The organism is Lactovum odontotermitis (assembly GCF_054658595.1).
Genome location: NZ_BAAGGQ010000006.1, coordinates 1 through 24,420, shown reverse-complemented (window position 1 = coordinate 24,420; position 24,420 = coordinate 1). Strand labels below are relative to the sequence as shown.

The 24,420-nt window shown below is 41.1% G+C and carries 25 protein-coding genes; 18 read left to right on the top strand and 7 right to left on the bottom strand.

Annotated elements, in window-relative coordinates:
* Positions 1-41: 41 nt before the first annotated feature.
* From ACYQ2E_RS04685 to ACYQ2E_RS04630, 12 genes are all read left to right on the top strand, one after another.
* Positions 42-2,060: a hypothetical protein gene (locus ACYQ2E_RS04685; RefSeq protein ID WP_460016912.1), complete on the top strand. Its 2,019-nt coding sequence runs from the start codon at positions 42-44 to the stop codon at positions 2,058-2,060.
* A 12-nt stretch (positions 2,061-2,072) separates the two neighbouring features.
* Positions 2,073-2,693 (top strand): ATP-binding cassette domain-containing protein, encoded by a 621-nt coding sequence (locus tag ACYQ2E_RS04680; protein WP_460016911.1) that lies wholly within the window; start codon positions 2,073-2,075, stop codon positions 2,691-2,693.
* A 26-nt stretch (positions 2,694-2,719) separates the two neighbouring features.
* The gene (locus ACYQ2E_RS04675) at positions 2,720-4,234 is read left to right on the top strand and encodes a glucosyltransferase domain-containing protein (protein ID WP_460016910.1); all 1,515 of its coding nucleotides are present in this window, start codon (positions 2,720-2,722) and stop codon (positions 4,232-4,234) included.
* A 159-nt stretch (positions 4,235-4,393) separates the two neighbouring features.
* Entirely contained in the window at positions 4,394-5,275 is an 882-nt protein-coding gene (locus ACYQ2E_RS04670; RefSeq protein ID WP_460016909.1) for an Rgg/GadR/MutR family transcriptional regulator, read from the top strand.
* Between the two features lie 244 nt (positions 5,276-5,519).
* Positions 5,520-6,626 (top strand): CHAP domain-containing protein, encoded by a 1,107-nt coding sequence (locus ACYQ2E_RS04665; RefSeq protein WP_460016908.1) that lies wholly within the window; start codon positions 5,520-5,522, stop codon positions 6,624-6,626.
* Positions 6,627-6,726: 100 nt separating this feature from the next.
* Entirely contained in the window at positions 6,727-7,587 is an 861-nt protein-coding gene (locus tag ACYQ2E_RS04660) for a hypothetical protein (RefSeq protein ID WP_460016907.1), read from the top strand.
* Positions 7,588-7,775: 188 nt separating this feature from the next.
* Entirely contained in the window at positions 7,776-8,609 is an 834-nt protein-coding gene (locus ACYQ2E_RS04655; protein ID WP_460016906.1) for a hypothetical protein, read from the top strand.
* 178 nt (positions 8,610-8,787) lie between these two features.
* Positions 8,788-9,267 carry a hypothetical protein gene (locus ACYQ2E_RS04650; protein ID WP_460016905.1) on the top strand — a complete coding sequence of 160 codons (480 nt, stop codon included), beginning with the start codon at positions 8,788-8,790 and terminating at the stop codon, positions 9,265-9,267.
* Positions 9,260-9,829: a hypothetical protein gene (locus ACYQ2E_RS04645; RefSeq protein WP_460016904.1), complete on the top strand. Its 570-nt coding sequence runs from the start codon at positions 9,260-9,262 to the stop codon at positions 9,827-9,829. The genes ACYQ2E_RS04650 and ACYQ2E_RS04645 overlap by 8 nt, the downstream gene beginning before the upstream one ends.
* Complete coding sequence (locus tag ACYQ2E_RS04640; RefSeq protein WP_460016903.1) at positions 9,826-10,458, top strand: ABC transporter ATP-binding protein; 633 nt, start codon at positions 9,826-9,828, stop codon at positions 10,456-10,458. Before ACYQ2E_RS04645 ends, ACYQ2E_RS04640 begins: the two co-directional genes overlap by 4 nt.
* A complete protein-coding gene (locus tag ACYQ2E_RS04635; RefSeq protein WP_460016902.1) occupies positions 10,451-11,170 on the top strand; it encodes a hypothetical protein in 720 nt (239 codons plus the stop codon). The genes ACYQ2E_RS04640 and ACYQ2E_RS04635 overlap by 8 nt, the downstream gene beginning before the upstream one ends.
* Before the next feature lie 18 nt (positions 11,171-11,188).
* Positions 11,189-11,878, top strand: a complete 690-nt coding sequence (locus tag ACYQ2E_RS04630) for a hypothetical protein (RefSeq protein ID WP_460016901.1) — start codon at positions 11,189-11,191, stop codon at positions 11,876-11,878.
* 330 nt (positions 11,879-12,208) lie between these two features.
* Here the strand turns inward: ACYQ2E_RS04630 and ACYQ2E_RS04625 are convergent, their stop codons facing one another.
* On the bottom strand, positions 12,209-13,207 hold the full coding sequence (locus tag ACYQ2E_RS04625; RefSeq protein WP_460016900.1) for an MFS transporter: 999 nt from the start codon (positions 13,205-13,207) through the stop codon (positions 12,209-12,211).
* 334 nt (positions 13,208-13,541) lie between these two features.
* On the opposite strand from ACYQ2E_RS04625, the gene ACYQ2E_RS04620 reads away from it, so the two are divergent.
* A complete protein-coding gene (locus tag ACYQ2E_RS04620) occupies positions 13,542-14,786 on the top strand; it encodes an MFS transporter (RefSeq protein WP_460016899.1) in 1,245 nt (414 codons plus the stop codon).
* A gap of 21 nt (positions 14,787-14,807) precedes the next feature.
* Here ACYQ2E_RS04620 and mnmE read toward each other — a convergent pair whose 3' ends face one another.
* A complete protein-coding gene (gene mnmE, locus ACYQ2E_RS04615; protein WP_460016898.1) occupies positions 14,808-16,181 on the bottom strand; it encodes a tRNA uridine-5-carboxymethylaminomethyl(34) synthesis GTPase MnmE in 1,374 nt (457 codons plus the stop codon).
* A 55-nt stretch (positions 16,182-16,236) separates the two neighbouring features.
* A complete protein-coding gene (locus tag ACYQ2E_RS04610) occupies positions 16,237-16,608 on the bottom strand; it encodes a MerR family transcriptional regulator (protein ID WP_460016897.1) in 372 nt (123 codons plus the stop codon).
* Between the two features lie 71 nt (positions 16,609-16,679).
* On the opposite strand from ACYQ2E_RS04610, the gene ACYQ2E_RS04605 reads away from it, so the two are divergent.
* On the top strand, positions 16,680-17,060 hold the full coding sequence (locus ACYQ2E_RS04605) for a carboxymuconolactone decarboxylase family protein (RefSeq protein ID WP_460016896.1): 381 nt from the start codon (positions 16,680-16,682) through the stop codon (positions 17,058-17,060).
* Positions 17,061-17,091: 31 nt separating this feature from the next.
* Here the strand turns inward: ACYQ2E_RS04605 and ACYQ2E_RS04600 are convergent, their stop codons facing one another.
* Together ACYQ2E_RS04600 and ACYQ2E_RS04595 are read right to left on the bottom strand one after the other, a co-directional pair.
* Complete coding sequence (locus ACYQ2E_RS04600; protein ID WP_460016895.1) at positions 17,092-17,442, bottom strand: hypothetical protein; 351 nt, start codon at positions 17,440-17,442, stop codon at positions 17,092-17,094.
* Between the two features lie 359 nt (positions 17,443-17,801).
* On the bottom strand, positions 17,802-18,512 hold the full coding sequence (locus tag ACYQ2E_RS04595; RefSeq protein WP_460016894.1) for a transaldolase: 711 nt from the start codon (positions 18,510-18,512) through the stop codon (positions 17,802-17,804).
* A gap of 106 nt (positions 18,513-18,618) precedes the next feature.
* Here ACYQ2E_RS04595 and ACYQ2E_RS04590 point away from each other — a divergent pair, with 106 nt between their 5' ends.
* The gene (locus ACYQ2E_RS04590; RefSeq protein WP_460016893.1) at positions 18,619-19,368 is read left to right on the top strand and encodes a pseudouridine synthase; all 750 of its coding nucleotides are present in this window, start codon (positions 18,619-18,621) and stop codon (positions 19,366-19,368) included.
* On the opposite strand, the gene ACYQ2E_RS04585 is transcribed toward ACYQ2E_RS04590, so the two are convergent.
* Entirely contained in the window at positions 19,361-20,212 is an 852-nt protein-coding gene (locus ACYQ2E_RS04585; RefSeq protein WP_460016892.1) for a KilA-N domain-containing protein, read from the bottom strand. The two genes, ACYQ2E_RS04590 and ACYQ2E_RS04585, sit on opposite strands and share 8 nt — an antisense overlap.
* 223 nt (positions 20,213-20,435) lie before the next feature.
* Between ACYQ2E_RS04585 and ACYQ2E_RS04580 the strand changes: the two genes are divergently transcribed.
* From ACYQ2E_RS04580 to ACYQ2E_RS04570, 3 genes are all read left to right on the top strand, one after another.
* On the top strand, positions 20,436-21,083 hold the full coding sequence (locus ACYQ2E_RS04580; protein ID WP_460016891.1) for a TetR/AcrR family transcriptional regulator: 648 nt from the start codon (positions 20,436-20,438) through the stop codon (positions 21,081-21,083).
* A gap of 74 nt (positions 21,084-21,157) precedes the next feature.
* Positions 21,158-21,925, top strand: a complete 768-nt coding sequence (locus ACYQ2E_RS04575; protein ID WP_460016890.1) for an ABC transporter ATP-binding protein — start codon at positions 21,158-21,160, stop codon at positions 21,923-21,925.
* Positions 21,922-23,061: an ABC transporter permease gene (locus ACYQ2E_RS04570; RefSeq protein ID WP_460016889.1), complete on the top strand. Its 1,140-nt coding sequence runs from the start codon at positions 21,922-21,924 to the stop codon at positions 23,059-23,061. The genes ACYQ2E_RS04575 and ACYQ2E_RS04570 overlap by 4 nt, the downstream gene beginning before the upstream one ends.
* Positions 23,062-23,092: 31 nt before the next feature.
* Here ACYQ2E_RS04570 and ACYQ2E_RS04565 read toward each other — a convergent pair whose 3' ends face one another.
* Positions 23,093-24,118: an Rgg/GadR/MutR family transcriptional regulator gene (locus ACYQ2E_RS04565; protein WP_460016888.1), complete on the bottom strand. Its 1,026-nt coding sequence runs from the start codon at positions 24,116-24,118 to the stop codon at positions 23,093-23,095.
* Positions 24,119-24,420 lie beyond the last annotated feature (302 nt).

Genomic DNA, 24,420 nt, shown 5'->3' with positions numbered 1-24,420 from the left:
CTGGAAAAGCTTCAGAGGAAAGCTTTTAGAAAGTTGATTCAATGAAATTAAGAATAATTATCGTGGCAGTGGCAACCCTGTTCTTGAGCTTTGTTTTAGCTGGAAGCATGAAGGAGGTCGGCCAATCTATCTCTTATCCCGCGAATGCAATAATGAATGTCACTGCTTACACTGGTGAAAATAAGCCGGAAACTATCGAAAAGATTAACAATTTGGCTAAGCAGTCAAAAATTACGATTTATAAGGCTTTTGTGCCTGATTCTGGTGTGACTGAAACTGCCAAGTTTGGTTTGGAGGAAACAAATCTTGAAGATTTGCAGAACCATTCAATTATTGGGACTTATTTTTTAAGTAGTCAGGATAAACAATTTGTGCAGTCTATGATGGCGGATGGTAGTTTGAAAGTGGATTTTCAAACGATTAATGTTTCGATAATGCCGCTTGTTCTGTTGACACAAGGGGGACGTGCACCGAGCATTTGGGCCTTGTTTTTTATCTTCTTTATCTCAGTGTTCGCGGTTGAAATGAGCTTCATCAAACGGGGAATGATTTATCGAAGTTTAGGGAGATTTAAACACTATGTCTTGGTAAACTTATTTCAATACTTGGGAATGATACTGGCTCTGGATTTTATCATTGTCTTGTTTTTTTCTTTAACACAAGGTTCTGTTAGCGGTGTATTTTTCAAAGAATTTGTTTTGACGTTTGCATTGTCTGCTTTGATTTTGCTTTTATTGACATTTCTTGCGAATTTGCTTTTTACTTTAGTTGTCAAGACGAGTCACATTTCGAATATTTTGAAACACCAGTATGTCAACCGCTTAGGCTCTGTAATTTATCTTATCGGTATTCTTTTGTCAATTCTGATTTTCTCTCAGTCAGTTAATATGAGTCTGAAAACAGCGGGCCAGCTGTCGAGTTATAAGCAGCAGCTCTCCAGCTGGCAGGAAGTGAAAGGCTATGTGATTCCAAATGTTGAAACTGGTGTAGGTGCTCATGCAGATGTAAATGGAGTTATTGACCGTGATTATATGCTCGCCCAGACTCAGAGAGAACTTGCTTTCAATCAATCAATTGATGATGAGGACTTCATTTATTCCTCTCCATCGGCTTTTAATGCTGAAAAGGAAAACAGTTATAAGCAGGCTTTACAAGGAAATAAGGGAATTGTTAATAATGTTCAAACCGATAGCCAATTCACAGCTAATACACTTTATGTTTCCAGAGGATTCGTTCTTTTGAATCAAAAATTCTATCCTGAGAATTCTTATGGTGAAACAAACGCTGATAAGCTAATCACACTTTATGTGCCGAAATCTCTGGAAGGAAAAGTGGAAAGTATTGAGAATAATATCATTGCAGAAGAATTTGCTTTTGTAAGTATGGATTCATCACAATTTTATGTGAACATCATTCCTGATAATCAAAAAACTTTCTTGTTAAATTACGAGGCGATACAAGGAGGATTGGCAGGTGGTGCTTTGCCTCAGACTCAAGTCATGAAAAATAGAATTTTTGTGCAAATTAATTATCATTTGCTTCCCTCCTTTGCCACTGAACCACTTAGGGTTGTTGGAGGATACACCGACCCTTACGGGAGAGCAATGATTCGCCAAAGCGTTTTAATAGACAAACTAAAAGCTCAAGGTCTTCAAGAACAGGTTTTAAGTACAGATAATGTGAGTGCAGATGCAGCGCTCTTGGGCAAAAATGTTAACAGCCAGCTTCAGGGGGCACTCATGGTCATGGCTGCAACGATTATCTGCTCGGTCTTTGTTTTATGGGAATATTTGAAAAATCAGTATCAGCGCGCGTCAAAATCACTTGTCATTACGTATCTTTTTTCAGGCGACAGCAGGCGCCAAGAATTATTGCTTTTACTCCCTTTGGTAATAGGTGTGATTCTTGTGGCAATACTAAACAGTTTAATCACAGGAAGTCTAACCATTTTCGGATTTATCTTAATCTTGTACCTGCTTGAAATTCTGGTTGTGGTTTTGATTAATCAGCGACAGCTTAAGCAAAGACGTCTTCAGGTAATGAAGGATTCACTAGAATAGAGGGAAAAACAGATGATTACAGTAACAAATTTAACCAAGCGTTTCGGTCAGAAAACAGTTTATGAATCTCTTAACTTGGAGTTTGAAGCAGGCAAATCTTACGCCTTAATCGGGAAATCAGGTTCAGGGAAAACAACCCTGCTTAATAGTTTGGCGCGTCTTGAAAAGCCGACAAGCGGGACAGTTTCAGTTTCAGGAAAAGACATTTGGCGCATGTCGGAAAAGAATTTCTTCAGAAATCAGCTGGGTTATATCTTCCAGAATTATGCCTTGATTGATGATGACAGTGTTTCAAAGAACTTGGCCGTCGTTGAAAGCGACCGCTCGAAACAAGTCGAAGCACTCAAAAGAGTCGGCCTAGGGAAAGGTTATCTAGCGCAGAAAATCTATGGCTTATCCGGAGGTCAGGCACAGCGTGTGGCAATTGCCAGGCTCCTGCTGAAACGGGCTACGATTATTTTAGCTGATGAACCGACAGGGGCTTTGGATGCGCAAACAGGAGCTGAAATACGAGATGTTCTTCTAGGACTTGTTAATCCGAAAAATGTTCTGATTTTTGCCACGCATGACCCGGAAATTTATACTCGTGTGGATGAAGTGATTGACCTTTCTAGTTTAGTGGAAAGTCAATAAGAAATAAAGAGAAGATGAGAGAAAAAATGAACAGAAGGGTTGAAATTTTTAATATTACTCGGGAAGAATTTTTCAAGTATTTTTCCTTCACCTTTATCTGCTATGCGGTTCCTCTCATTGCAATAGGCCTTTCAAATTATCCCTATCTGGATGATACTTCACGCCGTGCCATGGGCTACACCGCTTTCGGCAACGATTATTCACGATGGGGGAGCGAATTCTTAGCTTGGATTTTACAGGGAAGCCGGCATCTGGTTGATACGGGACTGACTAATTTTATTGTGACGGCTTTAATCCTTGCTTTGTCAAGTGTCATACTAGTTTCAATAATATCGAAATTAGGTTATTTATCACTTTTTGTCTCCTTAATGATTGGATTAAATCCCTGGTCTTTGGGCTTGTTCTCTTTCAAATTTGATTCTCCGTTCATGGCGGTAAGTGTCTTAATGAGTATCATTCCCTTTTTATTCTGGGAGAAGCGGCAGTTTGCCGTGGTTTCCTTTTTCGCGCTTTTCCTTATGTACAATACTTATCAGGCGAGCTCGGGAATTTTCCTGGTGATTTTTCTGATAAAAATTTACAGGAGTTTAACACAGAGAATTGATGGGAAAAAGTTAAGAACGAATGTTTTAATGGGCGGTTTATCTTTTCTTCTTCCGACAATTGCCTACTTTGTCCAGCTGAAAGTTCTTCCAGTCGCCGCAGGTCACAGCAGCAATTCAATGTTGTCGCAGAATATTTTTCTTCAGCCGTTCACCAATGTCCGCCTGTTTTTGTCAGCATTCAAGTATAACAGTGCGAAGGTTTGGATTGCAGTTTTTGCAGTCTTATTAGTTGTTTTCGTCATAAAAGAAATCATTAATTCTGACAATAACTTAGCCTTTAGTTCACTTTATCTCGCTGTTTTCTTTGTTCTTGGAACGTTTCTTTCATTCGGCATCTATCTTTTTCTCCAGCAGCTGACCCCTGCTCTCAGGTACATTTATGGTCTTCCATTCTTTTTGGCCTGTTTGGCCATCATGTTGTTTGATAAGCAAGAAGAGAAGTGGCGTGCGCTAACTATCATCAACAGATTTGTTCCTGCACTTCTATCCTTTTTTATACTTCAATTCTCGTTTACCTATGCCGGAGTTCTGGAAAATCAGCGCGAGTCACTTCAATCACAGACAATGGGGCTAGCAAATTCTTTAGAAAAAGTTGATTTAAAAGGGGTAAAACTTTATTTTTCGGATTTCCTTTTTTCCGACTCAGCGACATTAAAAAATTCACAGAAGAATTACCCGATTTTGAACGGCGGCTACACACAACTTTTCCTTTCAAACACTCAGACCAGTCAGGAGCTGATTCGTCTTCAGATTATGCAGAATTTATACCAGAATGTTCAACCGGCAGAAACGATAAGCCAGGCTCAAGAGCAGACAGGCGAGTTTACTCAAGCCCAGGAACAGAACATCACAGATGGTAAAGCTGTAAAAGTTTTGGAAAATGACTGCTGGATTGTCTATACTTGTGAAAAAGAAGTTTATATTGTTGCCAAATAATAAGATATGAGAATCACGCCCGAAAGGAATGGAAAGGGATAGATAATACAGAATATTTGCAAAATTCACATTGACAAAAAATGAAAATGTTTTAAAATTGCATAAAATGAAGCGCTTGCATAAAAAGTGAAGTGAGTGGCGCGTGGTGAGGGGAAAACAATGGCAGTGAATAAGAGATACGGGGAAACTTTTTCTCGACTATGCAAAGCAAAAGAAATTACAATGGCAGAGATTGAGAGAAAAACAGGCATTGCAAAATCCACACTCTCAAGGTTTTTAAATGGCAAACAGAGTCTTACATTAGACCAGATAGATAAGGCCTTGGCGGTTATCCATATGGATTTATCCGAATTTGATTTATATGTTAATCACTTTTGGCATAATGATTATGAGCAGTATTTTGGAGAAATTAATAGAGCAGCTTTGGTATCAGATGACGTTGCTTTAAAAGCAATACATGACAAAGCAGCTCAAGAAGGTGAGCGAATGATTGCTCTTTCGGCTAAGGCTAGACTTAAAGGGCTGAATGAAGATGAGGCGCAGGAAATTAATACTTTCATCATGGGCATTGAGATTTTCACCTTTTATGAGCTTGCTGTTCTATCTGATACAATTTCAGAATTCTCGCCCAATATGATTCGCGGCACAATTCGTGATTTACAGGAAAATCACAAAAGACTACAAGAGCGTTCACGTTATCGTAATATCGTCTGCCGAATTGCCTGCCGGGCCTCAACAGCTTGCGTCAAATACGGGCAAAGCGCTCAACTAGAAGCTCATGAATCACTAAGTTTGGCTGAAAAATGCTGTCACGAAAGAGATATTTGTTCACGTCAGATTTATCGCTTTACGAAAGGTTATTATGATTTATTTTTTGGTCATGGTCCTGAACACAAGCAAGGCCGTGAAGAAATGGAAAAAGTAATTAAAGTTTTTGAATGGGAAGGCAGTAAACAGCTGGCGCAATATTATCAGAGAATTTATGATGAAAACGTGACAAATGCAAAATTTCCGCTCTATTTTAAAGAATGGTTGAAATGAAGTTCCTGTGTGGAACTTTTTTGGCGCTTTGAAAAATCGGGGTTATAATAAAAATGTAGGAATAATTTATAAATTCAATTGACGAGTGTCATGAAACTCATTAAGAAAAAGACCGAATAATCTACACAGTGTCTATCAAACGAGAAAGATGGTGATGAATGAAAATCCGAAAATATAACGACATCGTAACCTAATTAACAAAAATCAGATTGTGAGCGAAATTCTCACAGGAAAAGAGTAAACAATGAAAATCTTGAAAAGGAAAAAATTTAAATTCACATTAATGTCTGTAACAATACTCACTAGTGCTTTGTTATTTACGAATGTGTCACAATCCAAAGTTTTCGCTGAAGCACCTGCAGGGGACATGGTGAAATCTCAGTCTAACTATCTTGCTGGTGTGCTTCAGCCGGGGGAGAGTTATATAAATGACGGCGGACCACAAGTTTCTTCAGAAGAAGAACGAGAGCTGCATACAAATGGTCCTTTACAGCCAAGGACAAGGGCAGCCACAATTACTTCATCATACACAATTTCTCAGGCACTTGACTGGCTGAACAGTAAAGTGGGGCAATCAATTGAAACAGACGGTGCACCGCCTGACGACCCTATCCAATGTGTTGATTTGGCTCGAGCTTACTCACAACAGCTCGGTTTTCCAGTGACTTATGGGAATGCTTCCGATTATGCATACTATGACTATTCTGGTTTTACAAGCCTGCCTGGGACAATGCCTGAGCCTGGTGATATCGTTGTTTGGACAGGAGGTTTTGAAGGCTATGGGCATGTTGGAGTCGCAACAGCAAGAGCTGGAAACACCTTTGTCGATTTGGAACAAAATGTTAATGGTAGTAAAACGGTTCAACCCTATTCAAGAACAACGGCTGGTTTTTCTGGTCTGACTTTTTGGGGAGTTCTACGCCCGTCTTTAAGGATTCAGGCTACTGTTGTTCCTACAGTAAACAATGCTGTTTACCGCTTGTATAATCCTGGAAATGGTGACCATTACTATACAGCAAGTCAATATGAGGCCCAGAGTATTGTAAATTCGGGCTGGCAATATGATGGAATTGCATTTTATAAATCAACCTCAGGTGGTACACCAATTTATGTACTCTACAATCCAAATAGCGGAGAACATTTTCTCACTGGAAGCTCCTTTGAAGCAAATAGCCTAGCTGCATCTGGCTGGAACAATCAGGGAATATCGTGGACTGCACCAAGTTCTGGAGCCCCCGTTTATCGTCTTTATAATCCGCAAGGTTTCCATTTCTGGACAACAAGTGCATATGAAAAAAATTCACTCGTTGCTGCTGGTTGGAGCTATGAAGGAGTTGCTTTTTACGGTTAAAAGACATGACTCAATGACCTTTCAGTATTTATGGAATAAAAAAACTTTTTACAATATTTTTTATTTCATATATAGCGGGATAGTGGAGAAGTAAAAAACAATGAAAAAATCAAAATTAACGACAAGCTTGGCACTCTCAGTATTTGTTTTGGGAGCAGCCGTTCCTGTTCAGGCAGACACCCGAGGCGCACCGAAAGACGAAGTCCCAGTTTATCGCCTCTACAATAAAAACACTGGCGAGCATTTCTACACGCCGAGTGCTTATGAGTTGATTAGTCTTCAGAAAGCAGGCTGGACATCTGAAGGCATCGGCTGGTATGCGCCTCAAACTGGCGAGCCGGTTTATCGAATCTACAATCCTAACGCCAAAGGCGGTGACCATTACTACACAAAGAGTAAGTTCGAAGCTGAGCACAATGTTTCATTGGGCTGGAAGTGGGATAACGATGGAAAACCTGCCTTTTACTCAGGCGGAGATGTTGCAAATTTCGTCGCTTATAATCCAAACGCCGATTCAGGTGCGCACAATTATACAACAGACATGAACGAGCAGAATAACCTGTTAAATCTAGGCTGGAAATACAGCAGTATTGCCTGGAAAGCCCTTAAAATCGGAACGAACAAAATTAATCTGGACCAGATTTATAACCAGGATTTGACAACGATTCAGGGACTCTGGAAAAATAGTGAGAGCCGAACCTTAGAAGTAATCGGTAATCAGTTCATACTGAACGGAAAAGACATGAATGATGGACTTGTAGTGAATATGTGGGACACGGCAAGTAAAAAAGACGGTTATGTCGGTTTTACACTTAGAGGAGAAGTTGCTGGTGCGGCGATGATGATACTTTCTCCAGGTACAAGCGCAGGGCCTAATGATACGAGTGATTTGAGCCAGCCAAGGATTTACATTGGTCAATCAAATTATTTAACAAGTTACTTTTATAAAGTGGGAAGCTAGGTAACCTTTCGCCAAGTTGTAGGCACTCGTCTTCAGGAAGAGTGAGATGAGAGGCACAAGTGCCCCCCTAAAAGCCAGTTCTAGCAGGTAATACCTTAGAACAAATATTTCATAATTAAATACAATCATGGAGGAAAATATGAAGATTAATATCTCAGGCGCCTGGGATGAGGAAACTTGGTAAGCCCATGAATACTTTGAAAAAAGTGACTTCTTCTTACTTCTTTGGGCGGGTTTTAGCAACCCGCTCTTTCTGGATAGTAGAAGCCTTTCTGATTGCTGTGATGGCTGCAGATTTCTTTCGGCAGATTAACAGGGGGGATGTTTTATCTGGTTATGCCTCCACCTTTCTTGCCGGCTGGATTTCATTTAGTGGACATCTTACTTGGGTTGTTGTTTTGCTTGTTTTACCAATTTATCTTTATGGTGCTGTTGTCAAAAACTTTATTGAAGACCAGAAATCTGGTGAGCAGCTCCTTGTTATTAGTCGTATCGGTCGTTCTCGCTATATTCTAAAAACCTATGGTTCGACTTTTATTTTTGGTTTTGTGGTTCTCTTTTTTCCGCTCTTGACCAATCTGCTTCTCGTCAAACTGACTTTACCCTTTTTACCGAATAATATGATAAGGACTTTTTGGGAAGCCTTTGGTAATACGGTGGGAATGGTCAAGAAAGAGGAGGATATGCAGTTTGTTGTCTGGCAAATGGCGCATGGCGGACTTGCCTGGCTCTTATACAATACTTTGGCGGGTATTTTTTCCGGACTTGTGGCTGTGAGTATGATGACACTTGCACGTTTCTTTAGAAAGTCGTATCAAGTCTTAAGTTTGTCGATTCTCCTATATTATCTGGGGGTGAGTTACAAGGATAATATTTTGGCAAGTAAAGGTATACATCCTTTATTACCCGTCCTTTTTTCAGATTGGTGGCACAATATCGCTTTGGTTTTTGGAGTTTTGCTGGCTTTTAATCTGGTTATGCACTGGTATTTATCGGGAGAGGAGGAGCTGATTGAGGCTTAAACAATCTTTGCTTACAGTTGCGCTTGTCCTTGCGCTAGCTGTTTTATTGCTTTTGTCAACGCGTTTTTATGTGACGGATTCGGAGGATTTTTTGCGTATAGAGCTTAGTTCTCACGGTATATTTGACATTAATAGCTGGCTGATAAGATGGGTTCCTCTTTATCTGATTTATGATTTATTGAGTGAAGAAATGAACATTCAGACTTTGATTCGACAGAAGTCAAAGCGGCAGATTCTTCTAAAGGCGCTTAGACGCAAGTTCGTTTCTTCAGGTTTTATAAGTTTGGGAATTTTTTCCTATTTTGTACTTAGAATTGCGTTTTTGACAGGGGAAATAAAACTTTGGCTGATTGTTCTTGTTTTTCTGGTACTTTTGATGAACTGGTTTTTGGTTTTGCTTTTCTTATTTTTAAGTGAGCTTCTCCAGCTTTTTAGACTTAATCGAGTTTTAGCCAACTTTGGTCTTTGGTTTATCGCTTTAGTTTATTGCCTTGCTTTTAGACAGAAGCTGCCTTTTACAAGTGATATTTTTGAAGTCTTTATCAGGAGAATGGTACTTCAAGTACCAGGGGTGGAGATTCTTCAGTATCTTGCTTTGCTCGCAGGGCTTACATTGGTAATCCTCTATTATAGTGACCGGGTGGAGTGCTATGATTAACCGTAACTTTAGACTAATTCTCTTTTTTCTCTGCTTATTTTTGTTTTATCTCTTTTACCAGCAGTTAGGTCAGTCTCCTTTCCTGCTCAAAAAGCCTTTGATACTTGAATTATCGCAAAAAATCATGGTTTTTGTTTGTAAAATGTCTCCATTTCTTTGGCTGAGCGGGCAGGGGCTGCAGTTGGAACGACGAGTTTCTCAAATCGTTCGCTATCAGTCTCGGCTCAGTTACTGGCTTAGAAGTTTGATATTGTTGGATTGCAAGTTTTTGATTATGATTGTCTTGATAGGATTATCGCAGAGTCAGTGCTTCTTTGAATTGCTCTTTGCTTCTTTCTTCTTGGTACATTTTATGCTTCTTATTGAGTGCTTTTTCAAAATTGAACTGGCGTTGGTTTGTTTGGCAGTTCTCCTCAACCTCGGTCTATATTTGCCCCTCGGTTTTCTAAATATGCTGAGTCTGAATCTCAGACAAGCCAATATTCCGGTATTGGTTTGTTTAGCTGTTGCTAGTTTCATCATCACCCTCTTACTATTGAAAAGAAAGGATATTTTAGTATGATACATGTTGAAAATATTTCTAAAAAACTTAAGAAAAAAATGATTCTCTCCGAAGTTTCGCTTGACTTTGATGCTGGAAAAATCTACGGTCTAAAAGGCCGAAATGGCGCTGGAAAGACTATGTTAATACGGGCGATTGCTGGTCTCATTAGAGTTGACACCGGTCAAATCAGGATTATGGATAAGGTCTTAGGAAAAGATATAGATTTCCCCCCATCTTTAGGTCTCCTTATTGAAAATGCTAATGTCCTGCCCGATTTTTCTTTGACTAAAAACTTGACTCTTCTTGCTAAAATCAAGAAAATTACTACTGCAGATGGCATTCGGCAGGCTATCATCAAGGTGGGACTTGACCCAGACGATAAACAGCCTGTGCGTAGATACTCACTTGGTATGAAGCAGCGTGCGGCACTGGCCCAAGCAATTTTTGAAAAACCTGATTTGATTTTACTTGATGAACCAACAAATGCGATTGATGTGGCTGGTGTCAGTCAGGTCAGAGAAATTCTTCTAGCTGAAAAAGCACGTGGTGCGACTATCATCATTGCTAGCCATAATGAAGAAGACTTAAAACTTTTAGCTGATGAGATTATCTATATGGCAGAGGGACGGGTAAGTGATTATGCGTAAATATGTCAATTTTATTTTCATTGCTATAGTTGTGATTGCTATTGCTGCTTTTGCTTATACTAAGCTGCAAGATAAGGCAGAAGAAACTAAAAAAGCCAATATGATTAAAGCTGTAACGAAAAGTACCGAAAAAATCAGCAATACTGCGCAGGACACCACTTTAACATCACAAGAGGTGAAAAACTTTGAAGTGGGTAGAGACATTCATGCTGGTTACTATGATGTCTCAACAGATAGTGATTGTCAAATTTTTTTGGGCTCAATATTTGTTACAGTCAGCAAGGATAACCCTGCTTCTAATATGCTTCTAGCAGATGGGGACGTGGTTACATTAAACGCTGCAGGAACAGCTGAATTCACTAAGTCAGCTCTTAAAGCCCTTGAAATCGTCCATTATAACGGAAAGGAAGTATACGAGGTACTAAACCAAGGTCTTTATTTTTCTGACAGTCAGATTCCTGCTGGAAAATATAAACTTCTTTATGAGAACTTACCCAAAGCTGATGTAAAATCAAAGCTTAATTCTGATATTGCGATTTCTACGGCCGGCTTGGATTTTGGTGAGTCAGGCTCTGTGCCGCTAAAAAATGTTAATCGCAGTGCAAGCAAGCAGTTAGAGCCAAGCTTTACTTTGGATAAAGAGCAGATTCTTGGAATTTCTTATATAAATCCGCCTAAAGATTTGAGAGTCTATTTGGAAAAAATAGGCTAAGAAAGTAGGACTTTAATTATGCAAGATAAGCTACGAAAAACTGCTCCTTTTATTTTTTTCATCATCTTATTGGCGATTATCGGCGGTTACTTTCTGCTTGGTCGTCAAAAAAGTAGTTCAAGCGATTTTCTCACAAGTCTTAAAAATCCTCCCGCTAGGACAGTTCAACTGACTGGTGACGGCAAGAATCACACAGTTAAAGACTTAGGAATTGCCAGCGGCTTCTATGAATTTAATCTTCGGTCAGGTAAAGTCGATTCTTTCCCTCTTGCAGGATTGAATAATTTAGGAGGCGAAAAAACTCAGGTCTATCTGACATCTGCGGATACGATTCGTCTGTCAAAAGCTAGTAAGATTGTCCTAAAACCTAGCAATCTGAAAGCACTAAAAAGCCTGACTTTCAGGCGGCCCGGCATGTATCTCGTTGGACAGCAAATTCCTGCAGGCGACTATCGTATCACGACAGGTGGTACATGGAATACCATGTCCGAATCTTCCTCACCCACGACTTTAACCATCACAGCTCAGGACGAAGAAGGCAATATTCTGAAGGATAATGAAGCAAAGAATATACGCTATAGCCTAAGCTTATTCGGCAGCGATATTTCCGGCACGGTCGTTCTGACTCTAAAGGACAAAACTCTTCTAACTGTCTCTTTTTACCAGGCAACACCAGATACTGCTGTAAGTCTGATTAAAATCAAGTAAGACAAAAAATCCACCTTACAGTTGATGTACAAGGATTTTCACTTTGATAATCATCATTAACACCCCTGTTCTTAAATTAGAGGTGCTTCCATGAACTTACTAAAATTTGAAATAAAAAAATTCTTGAGAAACAAGAAAAATTTTAATAAAAACAAAAACCACATTGATAACGCGATGTGGTTTTCTCATCTGTTGGCGCTTGGCTCTCTGCGGCCATAACGGGCTTTTTAAGGGTAAATCGTCGCAATTCCAACTTGTTTTTTTAGCAAATTATTTTCTAACGTCAATCTGCGCAAAACTGTGCCAAAATCTGACACAGTTGAAAAACCATCACTCTAAGCCATCAGGCTTTCCACAGAACATCACCACCACTACAATAACAATCACACAAATATAATTAAAAATATAAGCCGAATCCGCATCCAGTTTTTGTGAAATGAAACCGGCATAACTCGTTCCGACCGAGATGGCAATACTCCCGATGAATGAACTCAAGGCGAAAAATCTTCCCTGAAATCCATTAGGAACATGACTCTGATAAAAAGACATTATCGGCACATTGAATAAAATCGTCACAAAACCAAGCTCAATCTGGAGAATCAAGAACACAGCCAGACAAAGTGAATGAAGCAAATTAAACATCAAGAACGAGAACACACCCAGGCCAATCATAATCACACTATTTACAATTAAAAAAATCGGGATATTCTTCTGCAGGTTGATTTTGGAATGTTTGGCAATAAACACCCCAGAAAATAAGACGCCCAGAGAGAATGCAACCTCAACAAAGCCAAAAAGCTGACTTGAGATGCTGTATTCTTGAATAAGTATACCAGGATTTGTAATATTTCCAGACGAAGCCACAAAGAAATTCAAGCTCGCAGCCAAAATGGAAAGTCTCAAAACCGCCTTATTTTCCCACAAAAAGACAAGCCCATCCTTAAATTGGCTCAAAAAGCCGCTGTTTCGCGACGGCATAGACTCTGTCGTCTGTGTATAATTAATACGTACAAGTAATATTAATGCGATAAAATGTATCGAACTACTGATGATTGAAAACACAGCAAAACCGCATATACCGTAGAAAGCTGAACCAATGACAGGCGCCCCAAAAGAGGCAATGTTGTCCAGCACACTCTTTATCCCGTTGTATTTTTCCAATTCATTTTTCGGAACAATCTCAGAGAACATAATTCTTGTCGTCAAGTCCGACAATTTTGAAACAAAGCTGATACCAGCTGTGAATATTCCAAGTAAAATCAGAGACGGCTTAGCATCAGCAAACACAAAAACGGACTGAATCAAGTAGAGCAGCAGTCGCCAGAACAATCATTCTTTTCTTGGATTTCTTTTCTATCCATACACCGACAGCCGGTGACATCACAATCCACGGTATCATAATCAGCATGAAAAATAGACCGGATAAGGCTAAAGAACCGCTGAGACGGAGAATGAAAAGCGGGTAAACCACCAGGTACATGGAGCCTGAAAATTCTGAAAAATTCTGGAAGCGAGAAGATAATTGATGTTTTTATTTTTCATATATTTTGCTAGAAGCAAACGGTATTTAACTTTTACCTTTACTTATTAGTGAAAGAAGTATATAATGAGTTATTAGAAAAGTCAATCATTTTAATCCACAAAGAAAGTATAAATATACGATATGAAACAATCAGAAAAGCAAATGACTAAAATAGTTGCAAGTATCATTACGGGGAACATAGGAAGCTCTGTCCTCACTTTCATAATTGGTCTTCTCATTCTTAAAGAAACTAATTCAGCATTAAACTTTGGGATTTCTCAAGTTATCGGCCCATTGGTTGCGCTGATTCTTTTACCTGTTACTGGTGCATTTGTTGACAAGTATAATAAAAAAAAGATACTTATTTACGCACAACTACTTAGTATAGTTGCCTTGTTTATCTTTGGAATATTTATATTCCATGATAAAGGAATAAATCTTTTCCCCGTCTACATATTACTAATATTTTTAAAAATATCTGACCAATTTTTAACAACTGGTTTTACCGCTTCAATCATCAATTTAGTCACAGAAAAGGATATCCAAAAGCTCAAATCCATCCAACAGCTTATATCTGCTATCATCTTAGTCTTTTCACCGATTATGGGAGCTTTATTATTTAACAAGCTGCCCTTACTGTACTTGATTATTATAGAAATTTTCCTAGAGTTACTAACAATTTGGATTATTTCATCCGTAAACTTTCACTTCAACGAAACTGAATCAGAGAATGACAAACCAGAAAATACATCGATACGAACTCTTTTCAGCAGCGGACTTTTATTTATCAAAAATCAAAAGCTATTAGTTTTTGTCCTCTTCTTTTCAATGCTGGTTAATTTCATATTTGGTGCGATTAATGTTGGGCTGCCATTTATTCAAATCAGTGTACTTCATTTTTCCAACACAACATACGGAATTACTGAATCGATTTTTTCATTAGGGATGATATTAACAAGCATCATCTTGTCTTTCACTAACGATTTAAAGTTTCCCATTTTCAGTTCCTGGAGGGGAATAGGATTTATAGGGATATTAATTGCTCTTTTAGGATTTTCACTATCTATTAACATGGGGAAGCTAAATTACATTTTTATCGTTGGTTTATTTAATTTATTAACCGGAGTAGGAATTACTCTCGTCAATCTCCCAATGACCGTATGGATGACAAAAGAAATCCCGCCAAAATATCAAGGCCGTGTGTTTAATTTACTAAATACAGGAGCTCAGCTGCTATCGCCAATCGGGATTTTACTATTTTCTGCTTTATTCAATAAAAATAATAGTCCCTATATTTTTATGATTGCTGGCTTATTTACCGTTATCATAACTATTATTTACCCATTAGCTTTTAAAGTTGATATGCGACGAAATAAATTAGACTAAGATTTAAATGCAAAATTTGAATTATTTCCCCAGGCAGAACTGGCTGAAAAGCTGAGTAATCAGGGCATCCGGTGCTGTGTCACCCACAATCTCACCCAGCTTTTCCCAAGCCTCACGCAGATTAACCTGAGCCAGGTCTACCGGCATCCCAGCCGCCAATGCGTTCTCGGCTTCGTCCAAACAGGTCAGCGCATTCTCAACCAGCGCAATATGCCGTGTATTTGACAGAACAGTTGCATCTCGGCTTTCAATCTCGCCTGAGAAGAAAATGCGATGAATTTGTTCTTCAAGCGCTTGAAGATTTTCATTTTTCAGTGCAGAAATCTTAATCGACTCTGCTCCATCTGGTAACTGGGTTTCATCCAGTTTCTGGGGCAAATCCGTTTTATTCAGCAGTAAAATCCGTGTCGATGGCTGTGAAAGTTCAAGCAAAGCCCGGTCCTCGGGCGTTAATTCGCCAGAAGCGTCAAGAATCAGCAGCACCAAATCTGCCTCGGACAAGGCCTTACGACTGCGCTCGACCCCGATTGCCTCGACTTTGTCGGCAGTCTCGCGAATCCCCGCCGTGTCAATCAGCTCCAGCGGCACGCCGCCGATATTCGCAAACTCGCTGATGGTGTCGCGCGTGGTGCCTGCAATATCCGTGACAATGGCCTTGTCTTCACGCAGCAGGGCATTCAGGAGTGAGGACTTGCCGACATTCGGCCGGCCGATAATCGCTGTTTTCAAGCCCTCTCGGAGAATTTTCCCGCGCTTCGCCGTCTTCAGCAAATCCGATAACAGCTCGCGAAAATGTCCAATCCGAGTCAGCAGCAGCTCAGAAGTTGCCTCTTCGACGTCGTCGTACTCCGGATAATCAATGTTGACCTCGACCTGCGCCAGCGTCTCGATGATTTCCTGCCGAATCCCCGTAATCAGGCTGGACAGACTCCCGTCAAGCTGCCGAACCGCGACAGAAGCCGCCGCATCCGTCTTCGCCCGCACAATATCCATCACAGACTCGGCCTGGGCCAGGTCAATCCGCCCATTCAAAAAGGCCCGCTTTGTAAACTCGCCAGGCTCCGCCATCCGAGCGCCAGAGCGCAGCAGAAGCTGCAGAATCTCCTGCGTCACCGCAATTCCGCCGTGGCTGTTAATCTCCACAATATCCTCGCGCGTGAAAGTCTTCGGCGCCCGAAAAACGCTGACCATGACCTCGTCAATCAGCTCCTCGCCGTCTTGGATGTGTCCGTAGTGAATCGTGTGGCTGTCCGCCTGTGTCAAATCCGCTCCACCGCGGAAGACCTGAGCAGCAATATTCACAGCCTCTGCACCCGATAAACGAACGATAGAAATCGCTCCCTCGCCCAGTGGAGTGGAAATAGCTGCGATTGTTTCAAATTCTTGTGTTAACATGCTTCTATCATATCATAACCAACTATTAGAGACAATACATTGGTTTGGCATCATTTTACTTCAGTTTCTCTAACTGCTCGAAATAAACCTGCTTCTTTTTTGAAATAAAACCCAGATGATCGTCCAATTCCTGAATTTTTTCGCGTAAAACGACCTCCTGTTCAGAAAGAAGAGAGATTCGCTGAGTAATCGTGCTGTCACCCATTTCCCGAAGCCGAGAGTACTCAACGATTTTAACGAGCGTCATCCCAGTAGCTTTTGCCCGATGAATGAACTCAATCCAACGGAGATCGTCCTCGGTAAAGACTCTGTAATTATTCTCCGCCCGCTGCGGTTTGAGCAGTTTTATATCTTCGTAATAGCGCAAAGTCGCAGAAGACAACCCGGTTAGCTGTGAAATTTCAGAAATTTTATAAGTTTTAGTCATTTATCGCTTGCCTTCAAGTGCACTTGATAGTTTATAATCATTTTACCACAAGAAAGGAAAAAATTATAAAAATGAACAAACTTGAAAAAGGACTGAAAAACCTCGCAGAAATTGACGGTGACGGAGGCGCACAAGTGGTCGAAAGCCTGAAGAATATCGCACCTGACCTGGGTACAATCATGCTGGAATTCGCTTTCGGTACGATTTATGACCGCGGCGTTCTGGACCTGAAGCAGCGGGAAATGATTACCATTACAAGTCTCTTAACACAGGGCGGAACAGAAAATCAGCTCCGTGTACATATTCAAGCATCGCTCAATGTCGGATTGACCAAGGCAGAGATTGTGGAGACTTTTATCCACTGTGTGCCTTATGTCGGTTTTCCGCGCGTGCTTAATGCAGTATTTGTTGCCAAGGAGATTTTCAGGAAGGCGGAAGAATCTGAAAAGTGAAAAATATCAGGTCAAACAAGCCAAGAAGTCTTTATTCTCCAAAAGAAGTCTTAATCGTTGCCTGAAAAACACGATTTCTGATTGCGAGTGGCGCAAATTTTCCTAGCAGTCGTAAAAGCTTTGATGCGCCCGGATTAATAACATTTTTATTGTGCTCAATCTCAGAAAGGCTCACACGGATAAAATCCGACAGCTTCATATTGACTGGATTTGAGGCATTGTTTTCACCGCGCAATGATTGCTCCGCAATGGGACGAAGACTTTCAGATGCGCTTTGAAGCTGTCTGGGAACTGGTGAAAAAGTCGGGCGACTTATAAAGTGGGAGAAGCGAAATGACACAGTTAGAACTAATTTTGATTTTCCGGTACTTTTCAGCTTCATGAAATGGAAGAAATCAGCTCTTCCCGCAATTTAGGAAAAGAATCAGCGTCTGCCCTCTCGATTTAATCTTATCGTTTTTCAGCTATCTCCTAAAAACAAAAGAAACCCAAGAACGAGAATCCGGCGTTTACCGCGAAATACTCGACAATTTCCCCAAATACGTCATCAGCAGGACGACCGAGATTTTGAACAAGACGGTGTAAAACACATGAAAATCTGGGACTTCCTAATGCACAACGAAATATAACCAAAAAGAAAAGCTGCCGAAAATGTGACAGCTTTTCTTTGTTTAAGCTAGATTGCTTCCTTCTGCTAACGATAAGCCGAATGGAAATAGCATTTATCCAAGACTTGGACTTTCACAGAATCGACAACCCCAAACTATCAATATCCTTCTTAAAAGCCAGCACCGTATCATGCGACAAATCATAAGAACTCCGGCCGAAATTCTTAAACTTCTCAAGCACCGTCGGCGGTACCGTAATCACATCAATCCCATATTCATCCGCCTGGAGAATATTGTAGAACTCGCGCGTCGAAGCCCAGAGCGACTTAGTGCCAGGCTTAGACTTACAAAGCTCAACCGTCCGCTTCACCAGCGGAATCGGGTCACGCCCCACATCAGCAATCCGCCCGACAAAAATCGAAATCAGATTATCAGTGCCAGGCGCCAAAGCCTCAACAGCGCCGGCGACCTGCTCTTCAGTCATTAAAGCCGTGATATTGAGCTTGAGACCTTTAGCTGACAGCGTCTTGATAAGCGGGAGAGTTGACGTCTCATCGGTCGTCATAATCGGAATCTTGACATAGACATTTTCTCCCAGAGAGGCAATTTTCACAGCCTCTTTCTCCATGTCCGGCAAATTGTCCGCGAAAACCTCGAAAGAAATCGGCATACCCGGAAGCGCAGCCAGCGCCTCCTTGGCAAACCCGATATAGTCCGTCACGCCCGCCGCCTTCATCAGCGAAGGATTCGTCGTGAAACCGGTCACATAGCCCTTCTCCTTCATCGCGACCATGTCCGGAAGCACCGCCCCGTCTGAGTAGAGAGCAACTTTAAATTGAGCCATAAAAATCTCCTTTTTGGTTAATTATATTAATTTCACCAGCAAAAGTCAAAGCAAATCTTGCGATTTTTAGCTGGAAAAATGCCCAGTTTTTGATAAAATAGAAAACATGAGATTAGACAAATTTCTAGCAGCCTGCGGCCTAGGCTCGCGCTCTGAAGTGAAAATCCTCCTAAAAAAGAAAAAAATCACTGTCAGAAACGAAATCATCCAGGACGGAAAATTCCAAGTCGACAAAAACTCCGCAGAAGTCCGATATGACGGCCAAGTCCTGCAGTACCAGGAATTCTACTATTACATGCTGAACAAACCAGCAGGTTTCGTCTCAGCAACCAAGGATAAACTCGATAAAACTGTCTTAGAATTATTAGACGAAAAAGACTTTCGCGCAGACATTTTCCCCGTCGGCCGCCTGGACAAAAACACGGAAGGCCTACTAATCCTGACCAATGACGGTGCACTGGGACATGACCTGACCCAGCCGAAAAAACACGTCGAAAAAGAATACTTCGCGCACATTGACGGGCGCGTGACCGCGGAGACTGCGGCGGCGTTTGCTGCAGGCCTCACCCTGAAAAACGGAGAAAGCGCACGTCCTGCCGAGCTTTTCATTGACAAAATCTATGAAAACTCAGACACGCAGCTCGGCACAGCCAGCGACATCCGCGTTATCATTCACGAGGGGAAATTTCACCAGGTAAAACGCATGTTTGAGGCCGTGGATATGTACGTTCTCTACCTGAAGAGACTGCGCATGGGCGATTTGAAGCTGGACGAAAACCTGAAACTCGGAGAATATCGAGTTCTGAGCGATACCGAAGTCATGTGCTTAAAAAAGGAAGCAGAGAAAATCATTTAACTGGATTTTCAAGTCCTTTAATTGTATCAGTACTGATTTGCTCAATTGTTTCGAGTTGCCGGATTGCCAGCGTATTAAGCAGTTGCAGGCGTTCAGATTGTGTTTTATTTTGCTCGATTAGAGCGGCATTATAACTTTCCATGTTTGCTAAAACTAACAGCTGGTTAAGTGTTGCTTCGTCCCTAATGTTGCCTTTGGCAGACGGATTGGCTCTCCGCCATTCTTTAGCAGTTAATCCGAATATAGAGACATTGAGCACGTCAGCTTCATCAGCGTAAGTAAAAGAAATCTGCTTTGGAGTAAGTAATTTTGGAGTGATATGTTTCTTGATTGCCTCTGTGTGGATTTTGTAGTTGAGTTTTGATATTTCTCGATGAAGTGTCCAGTTTAAGGAAAGGCGGCTATTCTCATCTTGCTTTAAACGCTGATAGTCTTTGATGATATAGAGCTTGAATTCAGCTGAAATCCATGAGGCAAATTCAAAGGCGATATCGCTGTGTGCAAAGGTTCCGCCGTAGCGTCCTGATTTAGAGACCATACCTATGGCATTGGTTTTCTCAATCCATTTCTTTGGAGACAAAGTGAAAGAATTCAAACCTGCGTTGTTTTTAAACTGGTCGAATTCGACCAGTTTAAAACTCTCATTATGGAGTTTTTCCCACAATCCTAAAAATTGAATCACGTCCTTTTGGCGCAGCCAGTTCTTGACAAGATCTGCAGGCGAGTCGCTCTTATACTTTGCAATATCCGTCAATGACAAAAACTCATCTTGGAAGTTGTTGGTATAAATTGCAATATCCACTCCCTTGGCGTGGATTATTTCTTTTGCTGTTTTCTTAACCATATTTCCCATTCTATGTATTTTACTAAGATAGGGGCTTATCTCCCCTTATCTATTTATACGTAGAAAGGTGGAATTTGTTTCAAAATTTTGGATTAGTTTTAAACTATCTGCAAAGAGTAAATAACATAATCCTTGCAATTGTGAGGATTTTATTTTATACTAACCATAGTAAGTGAACGCTCACTCACTCAAAAAATTAAACAAACAGAAAAATACAAAAAGCATGACAGAACAAAAAATTTCCACCCTATACCAGCAGCAGCTCGCGCAAATCCCAGACCTAACCGACAAGCAGAAGCAAATCCTGCAAGCCTCGCTGGACCTGTTTTCAGAGCAGGGATTTGAGGCAACGTCCACCCAGCAGATTGCCGAGCGGGCAGGCGTTTCAACCGGCCTTGTCTACAAAAAATTCCCTAACAAAGAAGCTTTGCTGGCGGCTGTTTTAACGCCGCTTTTTCAAACCATACAGTCCGTTAAAGATGAATTTTTGACAGAAACGATTGTTTCGTCTCCAAAAAATCAAAATTTCGAAGATTTTATTAGACAAATCGTGCATGACCGTCTGACATTTATCCGCGACAATGCACAAGTCCTTAAGCTGATGGTCGGACAGCTGCTATTTGATGAAAAACTGAAAGAATACGTCAAGTCCGTGTTCATGACAAATCTGGCAGAATTTATCTTTCCAGTTTTTACAAAATTCAAAAACGAAGGAAAAATGGTGAACCTGCCGAATGACATGATTTTCCAGCTTGTTCTGAGCACAATGGCGGGTTATTTCGGGAGAATGCTGCTGGATTCTCAAGCGCCCGACCTAGAAACAGAAATCACTGTGGTGACTGACTTCCTGCAGAAAAGCCTCAGGCCGTGAAAATCTCAGTCATATATTACCATCCCACGAAGAATGTGAAGTCGTCACACCGAATTCAATTATAGGAGATAAAGATGAAAACAGCAGTTTCTGTCCAAAATCTGACCGTCAGTTTTGGACGCAAGAAGTCTGATAAAACGACAATTCTAGATAACTTGTCTTTAAACCTGCAATCAGGCGAAATTGTCGGATTAATCGGTCCCTCAGGTGCCGGAAAATCAACTTTTATCAATGCCTTGCTCGGCATGGTCAAGACAGACACAGGTAAAGTGACCATTTTTGATAAGCAGATTCCCAATCGCGAAATTTTGACAAAAATAGGCTTCATGGCGCAGTCAGACGCACTTTTCACCGAATTAACCGGTCGTCAGAACCTGGAATTTTTCGGCGCCCTGCAAGGTATTCCCAAGGAAGAATTGAAAAGCAGATTAGACAAAGCTGCGGAAACTGTCAATCTTACCGAGCACCTGAATAAAACGCTCAGCAATTATTCCGGAGGCATGAAACGAAGGCTGTCACTGGCCATTGCTCTGCAGACCGATGCACCGCTGATTCTGCTGGACGAGCCGACCGTCGGCATTGACCCGGAACTTCGCCGGGAGATATGGAAAGAACTGCGTTTACAGGCGACTCAGGATAAGTCAATTCTTATCACGACGCATGTCATGGATGAGGCTGAAAAGTGTGACAAGGTCTTGCTGCTGCGAGACGGTCGCTTCGTTGCGCAGGGAAGTCCCAGCGAGATTAAGAAAAAATACGCCGTCCAAAGCATCGAAGATGCGTTTATCAAAGCCGGTCAAGAGCTGAAAGCCGGAGAAATTCAAGTGGAGGCAGCAAATTGAGAACTCGAGCCATTTTCAAACGAATCCTCCTCCAGCGGCGCAGCGATAAACGCAGTCTCGTCCTGCTTTTTGTCGCCCCGCTGGTCATCCTCAGTCTGCTGTACCTGCTGCTGCAAATCCCGTCTGGCCAGACCTACCGCATCGGTCTTGTCAGCGAACCCGGCAGCACAAGCTTAACGACAGCACTGAAAAGCTCTGAAGAGCTAAAACTTGTCAAAGTCAAGAACAGCAGCCGTCAGACAATGAATAGCAAAAACCTGACAGCAATCCTGGACATTCGCGATAAGGCAGTTCATCTGACTTTCTCCAATAAGGACACGGGAAGCACACAGCACGTGGGCAGCATCATCACGGCACTGCTGCAGAAAACACAAGCAGAAGCGGCCCAAAGCAAGGTTCAGCAATCCATCAAGAGCACGCTCAGAAAAGCATTACAAAGCGATTCCTCATTGGCTGGGAAACTTGCGTCTCTTGATATTTCCAGCGGTTCTAGTCTTAGAATTAAGACCCGTTATCTCTATGGAAACTCCAAGCTCAGCCCATTTGACAACCTCGCGCCGGTCCTTGTCAGCTTCTTCGTCTTTTTCTTCGTCTTTCTCATTTCCGGCATCTCCCTGGTCAATGAGCGCAGCAGCGGCACACTGGTCCGCATGCTCATCAGCCCCGTCAGGCGCAGCGAAATCATCAGCGGCTACACGCTGGCTTACGGCCTGCTTGCAGTTGCACAGACCATTCTCATCGTCCTCTGGGCCCGCTTTGTCCTGCAAATGAACGTCCTCGGGAACTTTGCCTGGGTGATTGTAATTAACCTTCTCATCGCCCTAATTGCGCTCCTCATCGGTCTCCTGCTCTCAGCTTTGGCCAAAAGCGAATTCCAATTCATCCAATTCGTCCCCATTGCCATCGTCCCGCAGTTTCTTTTTTCGGGAATCATCAGCATAGACACCATGTCGCGCCCCCTGCAGTGGCTCGCTCACATCATGCCCCTCTACTACGGCGTCGACGCCCTCCAGAAAGTGATAAAACAAGGCCTTGGACTCGCTTCGATAAGACTAGACCTGACAGTCCTGCTCGCAATTGTTATCCTTCTCTACCTGCTCAACGTCGCAGCCTTACGGAACCTTCGAAGAATTTAAAAATAAAACCTGCTCATTTCAAAAGCACGATTCATTGCGAACCGTGCTTTTCAACTCCCTTAACTCCTCTTTCCTCCAACGACTCTTCCATCTCATTTTCCATCAAGAGTCCAGTTTTAAGACAACCACAGAAATCCATCACCTCTTTACAGTGTTTCATGGTATTGAGAGACTCATCGTCACCGTCTTCAAGATAGTTGAGCTTTGCTCTGTTGTAAATGAGAGTCAGTTTTTCATACATGTAGTACTCATGGATTTTATAATCTTCTAAATAATTAATATAATGGCGCGCTTTGTCAAAAGCTCTCAACTCTATAAAGCGGTCGACAATGTTTAATAATGTCTGTATAAAGACGTGTTGTGTGTAGTGAAGCTGAGGAGATACCTTCACCAAATCAGTCATTTTCCCAGTCAAGTTAATTATCACATTGACATCAAAAAATGGAAGGCATTGACTAAAAAGTCGAATATCCTCATTACCCCAGCTGCTGAGGTTCACTAAATAATTTTTGGTAAAAGCGATATCTTCCTCCGCGGGTTCGTAGTCAGAGTCAGGAGAATAAAGAGTAGCTTCAACCCGTATTTTATCAAATTTAAACTTCTTTTTGTTAGGGTGCAATTTTATTTCATCTTGGACAGATTTCAAAAGAATTTTGAGTTTTGGAACACTGTCATCCATGTAGGCGTTTGTAACTTCCGTATTGAATAGCAGGATGTCTTTTTGCTCAAGTCTTTTATTGCAAGCATATTGAAATTCATAGGTATTCACATTAATATTTTGAAGTGCAGTAAATAAGGCTGGAGCTGATAACCTCGTTTTCCCCTGTTCAAAACTGGAAAGCTGAGAAATTGAAATTCCCTCATCAGCAGCATCTTCAAGTGTGTAATTGCGAGTTGACCGCAATTTTTTAAAAACAGTACTCATGACATGATTAATTTTTGTAAAATTATTGTCAAATTGTCTCATAATTAGTATTTTCTTTCTGTATACTAGAAAATATGTAGAATAATTCCAGAAATTGTGCCCATCAAGCAGTATGACAGTTGCAATTATCATTCTTTTATTATAACATATTATCAAATAAATAAGAAAAGGAAAAAATGATGAGAAAATTTAAAATGTTGCGTTTGATGAGTTCCTTCATAGTTCTTGTTTTACTTTATCAAATTATTAGTTTTTAGACTTTTCTCTAGAGAAAAGCGGATGTTGGAGAAGAAATACCACCAACATCCGCTTTTCTGGAAGTAATCCTTTGACCTAGAAAGTATTTTCAAGGATTGCTGTTTTGAGACAAATATCGAAAATTTGACTAAAATTTTTTGAAACATCTTGCAAAAAAATACGTATTATATATTAAG

Excerpts from the sequence above, each read along its gene's own strand:
- ACYQ2E_RS04685 (WP_460016912.1), top strand. The coding sequence starts at position 42 with ATGAAATTAAGAATAATTATCGTGGCAGTGGCAACCCTGTTCTTGAGC.
- ACYQ2E_RS04680 (WP_460016911.1), top strand. The coding sequence starts at position 2,073 with ATGATTACAGTAACAAATTTAACCAAGCGTTTCGGTCAGAAAACAGTT.
- ACYQ2E_RS04675 (WP_460016910.1), top strand. The coding sequence starts at position 2,720 with ATGAACAGAAGGGTTGAAATTTTTAATATTACTCGGGAAGAATTTTTC.
- ACYQ2E_RS04670 (WP_460016909.1), top strand. The coding sequence starts at position 4,394 with ATGGCAGTGAATAAGAGATACGGGGAAACTTTTTCTCGACTATGCAAA.
- ACYQ2E_RS04665 (WP_460016908.1), top strand. The coding sequence starts at position 5,520 with ATGAAAATCTTGAAAAGGAAAAAATTTAAATTCACATTAATGTCTGTA.
- ACYQ2E_RS04660 (WP_460016907.1), top strand. The coding sequence starts at position 6,727 with ATGAAAAAATCAAAATTAACGACAAGCTTGGCACTCTCAGTATTTGTT.
- ACYQ2E_RS04655 (WP_460016906.1), top strand. The coding sequence starts at position 7,776 with ATGAATACTTTGAAAAAAGTGACTTCTTCTTACTTCTTTGGGCGGGTT.
- ACYQ2E_RS04645 (WP_460016904.1), top strand. The coding sequence starts at position 9,260 with ATGATTAACCGTAACTTTAGACTAATTCTCTTTTTTCTCTGCTTATTT.
- ACYQ2E_RS04640 (WP_460016903.1), top strand. The coding sequence starts at position 9,826 with ATGATACATGTTGAAAATATTTCTAAAAAACTTAAGAAAAAAATGATT.
- ACYQ2E_RS04635 (WP_460016902.1), top strand. The coding sequence starts at position 10,451 with ATGCGTAAATATGTCAATTTTATTTTCATTGCTATAGTTGTGATTGCT.
- ACYQ2E_RS04630 (WP_460016901.1), top strand. The coding sequence starts at position 11,189 with ATGCAAGATAAGCTACGAAAAACTGCTCCTTTTATTTTTTTCATCATC.
- ACYQ2E_RS04620 (WP_460016899.1), top strand. The coding sequence starts at position 13,542 with ATGAAACAATCAGAAAAGCAAATGACTAAAATAGTTGCAAGTATCATT.
- mnmE (WP_460016898.1), bottom strand. The coding sequence starts at position 16,181 with ATGTTAACACAAGAATTTGAAACAATCGCAGCTATTTCCACTCCACTG.
- ACYQ2E_RS04610 (WP_460016897.1), bottom strand. The coding sequence starts at position 16,608 with ATGACTAAAACTTATAAAATTTCTGAAATTTCACAGCTAACCGGGTTG.
- ACYQ2E_RS04605 (WP_460016896.1), top strand. The coding sequence starts at position 16,680 with ATGAACAAACTTGAAAAAGGACTGAAAAACCTCGCAGAAATTGACGGT.
- ACYQ2E_RS04600 (WP_460016895.1), bottom strand. The coding sequence starts at position 17,442 with ATGAAGCTGAAAAGTACCGGAAAATCAAAATTAGTTCTAACTGTGTCA.
- ACYQ2E_RS04595 (WP_460016894.1), bottom strand. The coding sequence starts at position 18,512 with ATGGCTCAATTTAAAGTTGCTCTCTACTCAGACGGGGCGGTGCTTCCG.
- ACYQ2E_RS04590 (WP_460016893.1), top strand. The coding sequence starts at position 18,619 with ATGAGATTAGACAAATTTCTAGCAGCCTGCGGCCTAGGCTCGCGCTCT.
- ACYQ2E_RS04585 (WP_460016892.1), bottom strand. The coding sequence starts at position 20,212 with ATGGTTAAGAAAACAGCAAAAGAAATAATCCACGCCAAGGGAGTGGAT.
- ACYQ2E_RS04580 (WP_460016891.1), top strand. The coding sequence starts at position 20,436 with ATGACAGAACAAAAAATTTCCACCCTATACCAGCAGCAGCTCGCGCAA.
- ACYQ2E_RS04575 (WP_460016890.1), top strand. The coding sequence starts at position 21,158 with ATGAAAACAGCAGTTTCTGTCCAAAATCTGACCGTCAGTTTTGGACGC.
- ACYQ2E_RS04565 (WP_460016888.1), bottom strand. The coding sequence starts at position 24,118 with ATGATAATTGCAACTGTCATACTGCTTGATGGGCACAATTTCTGGAAT.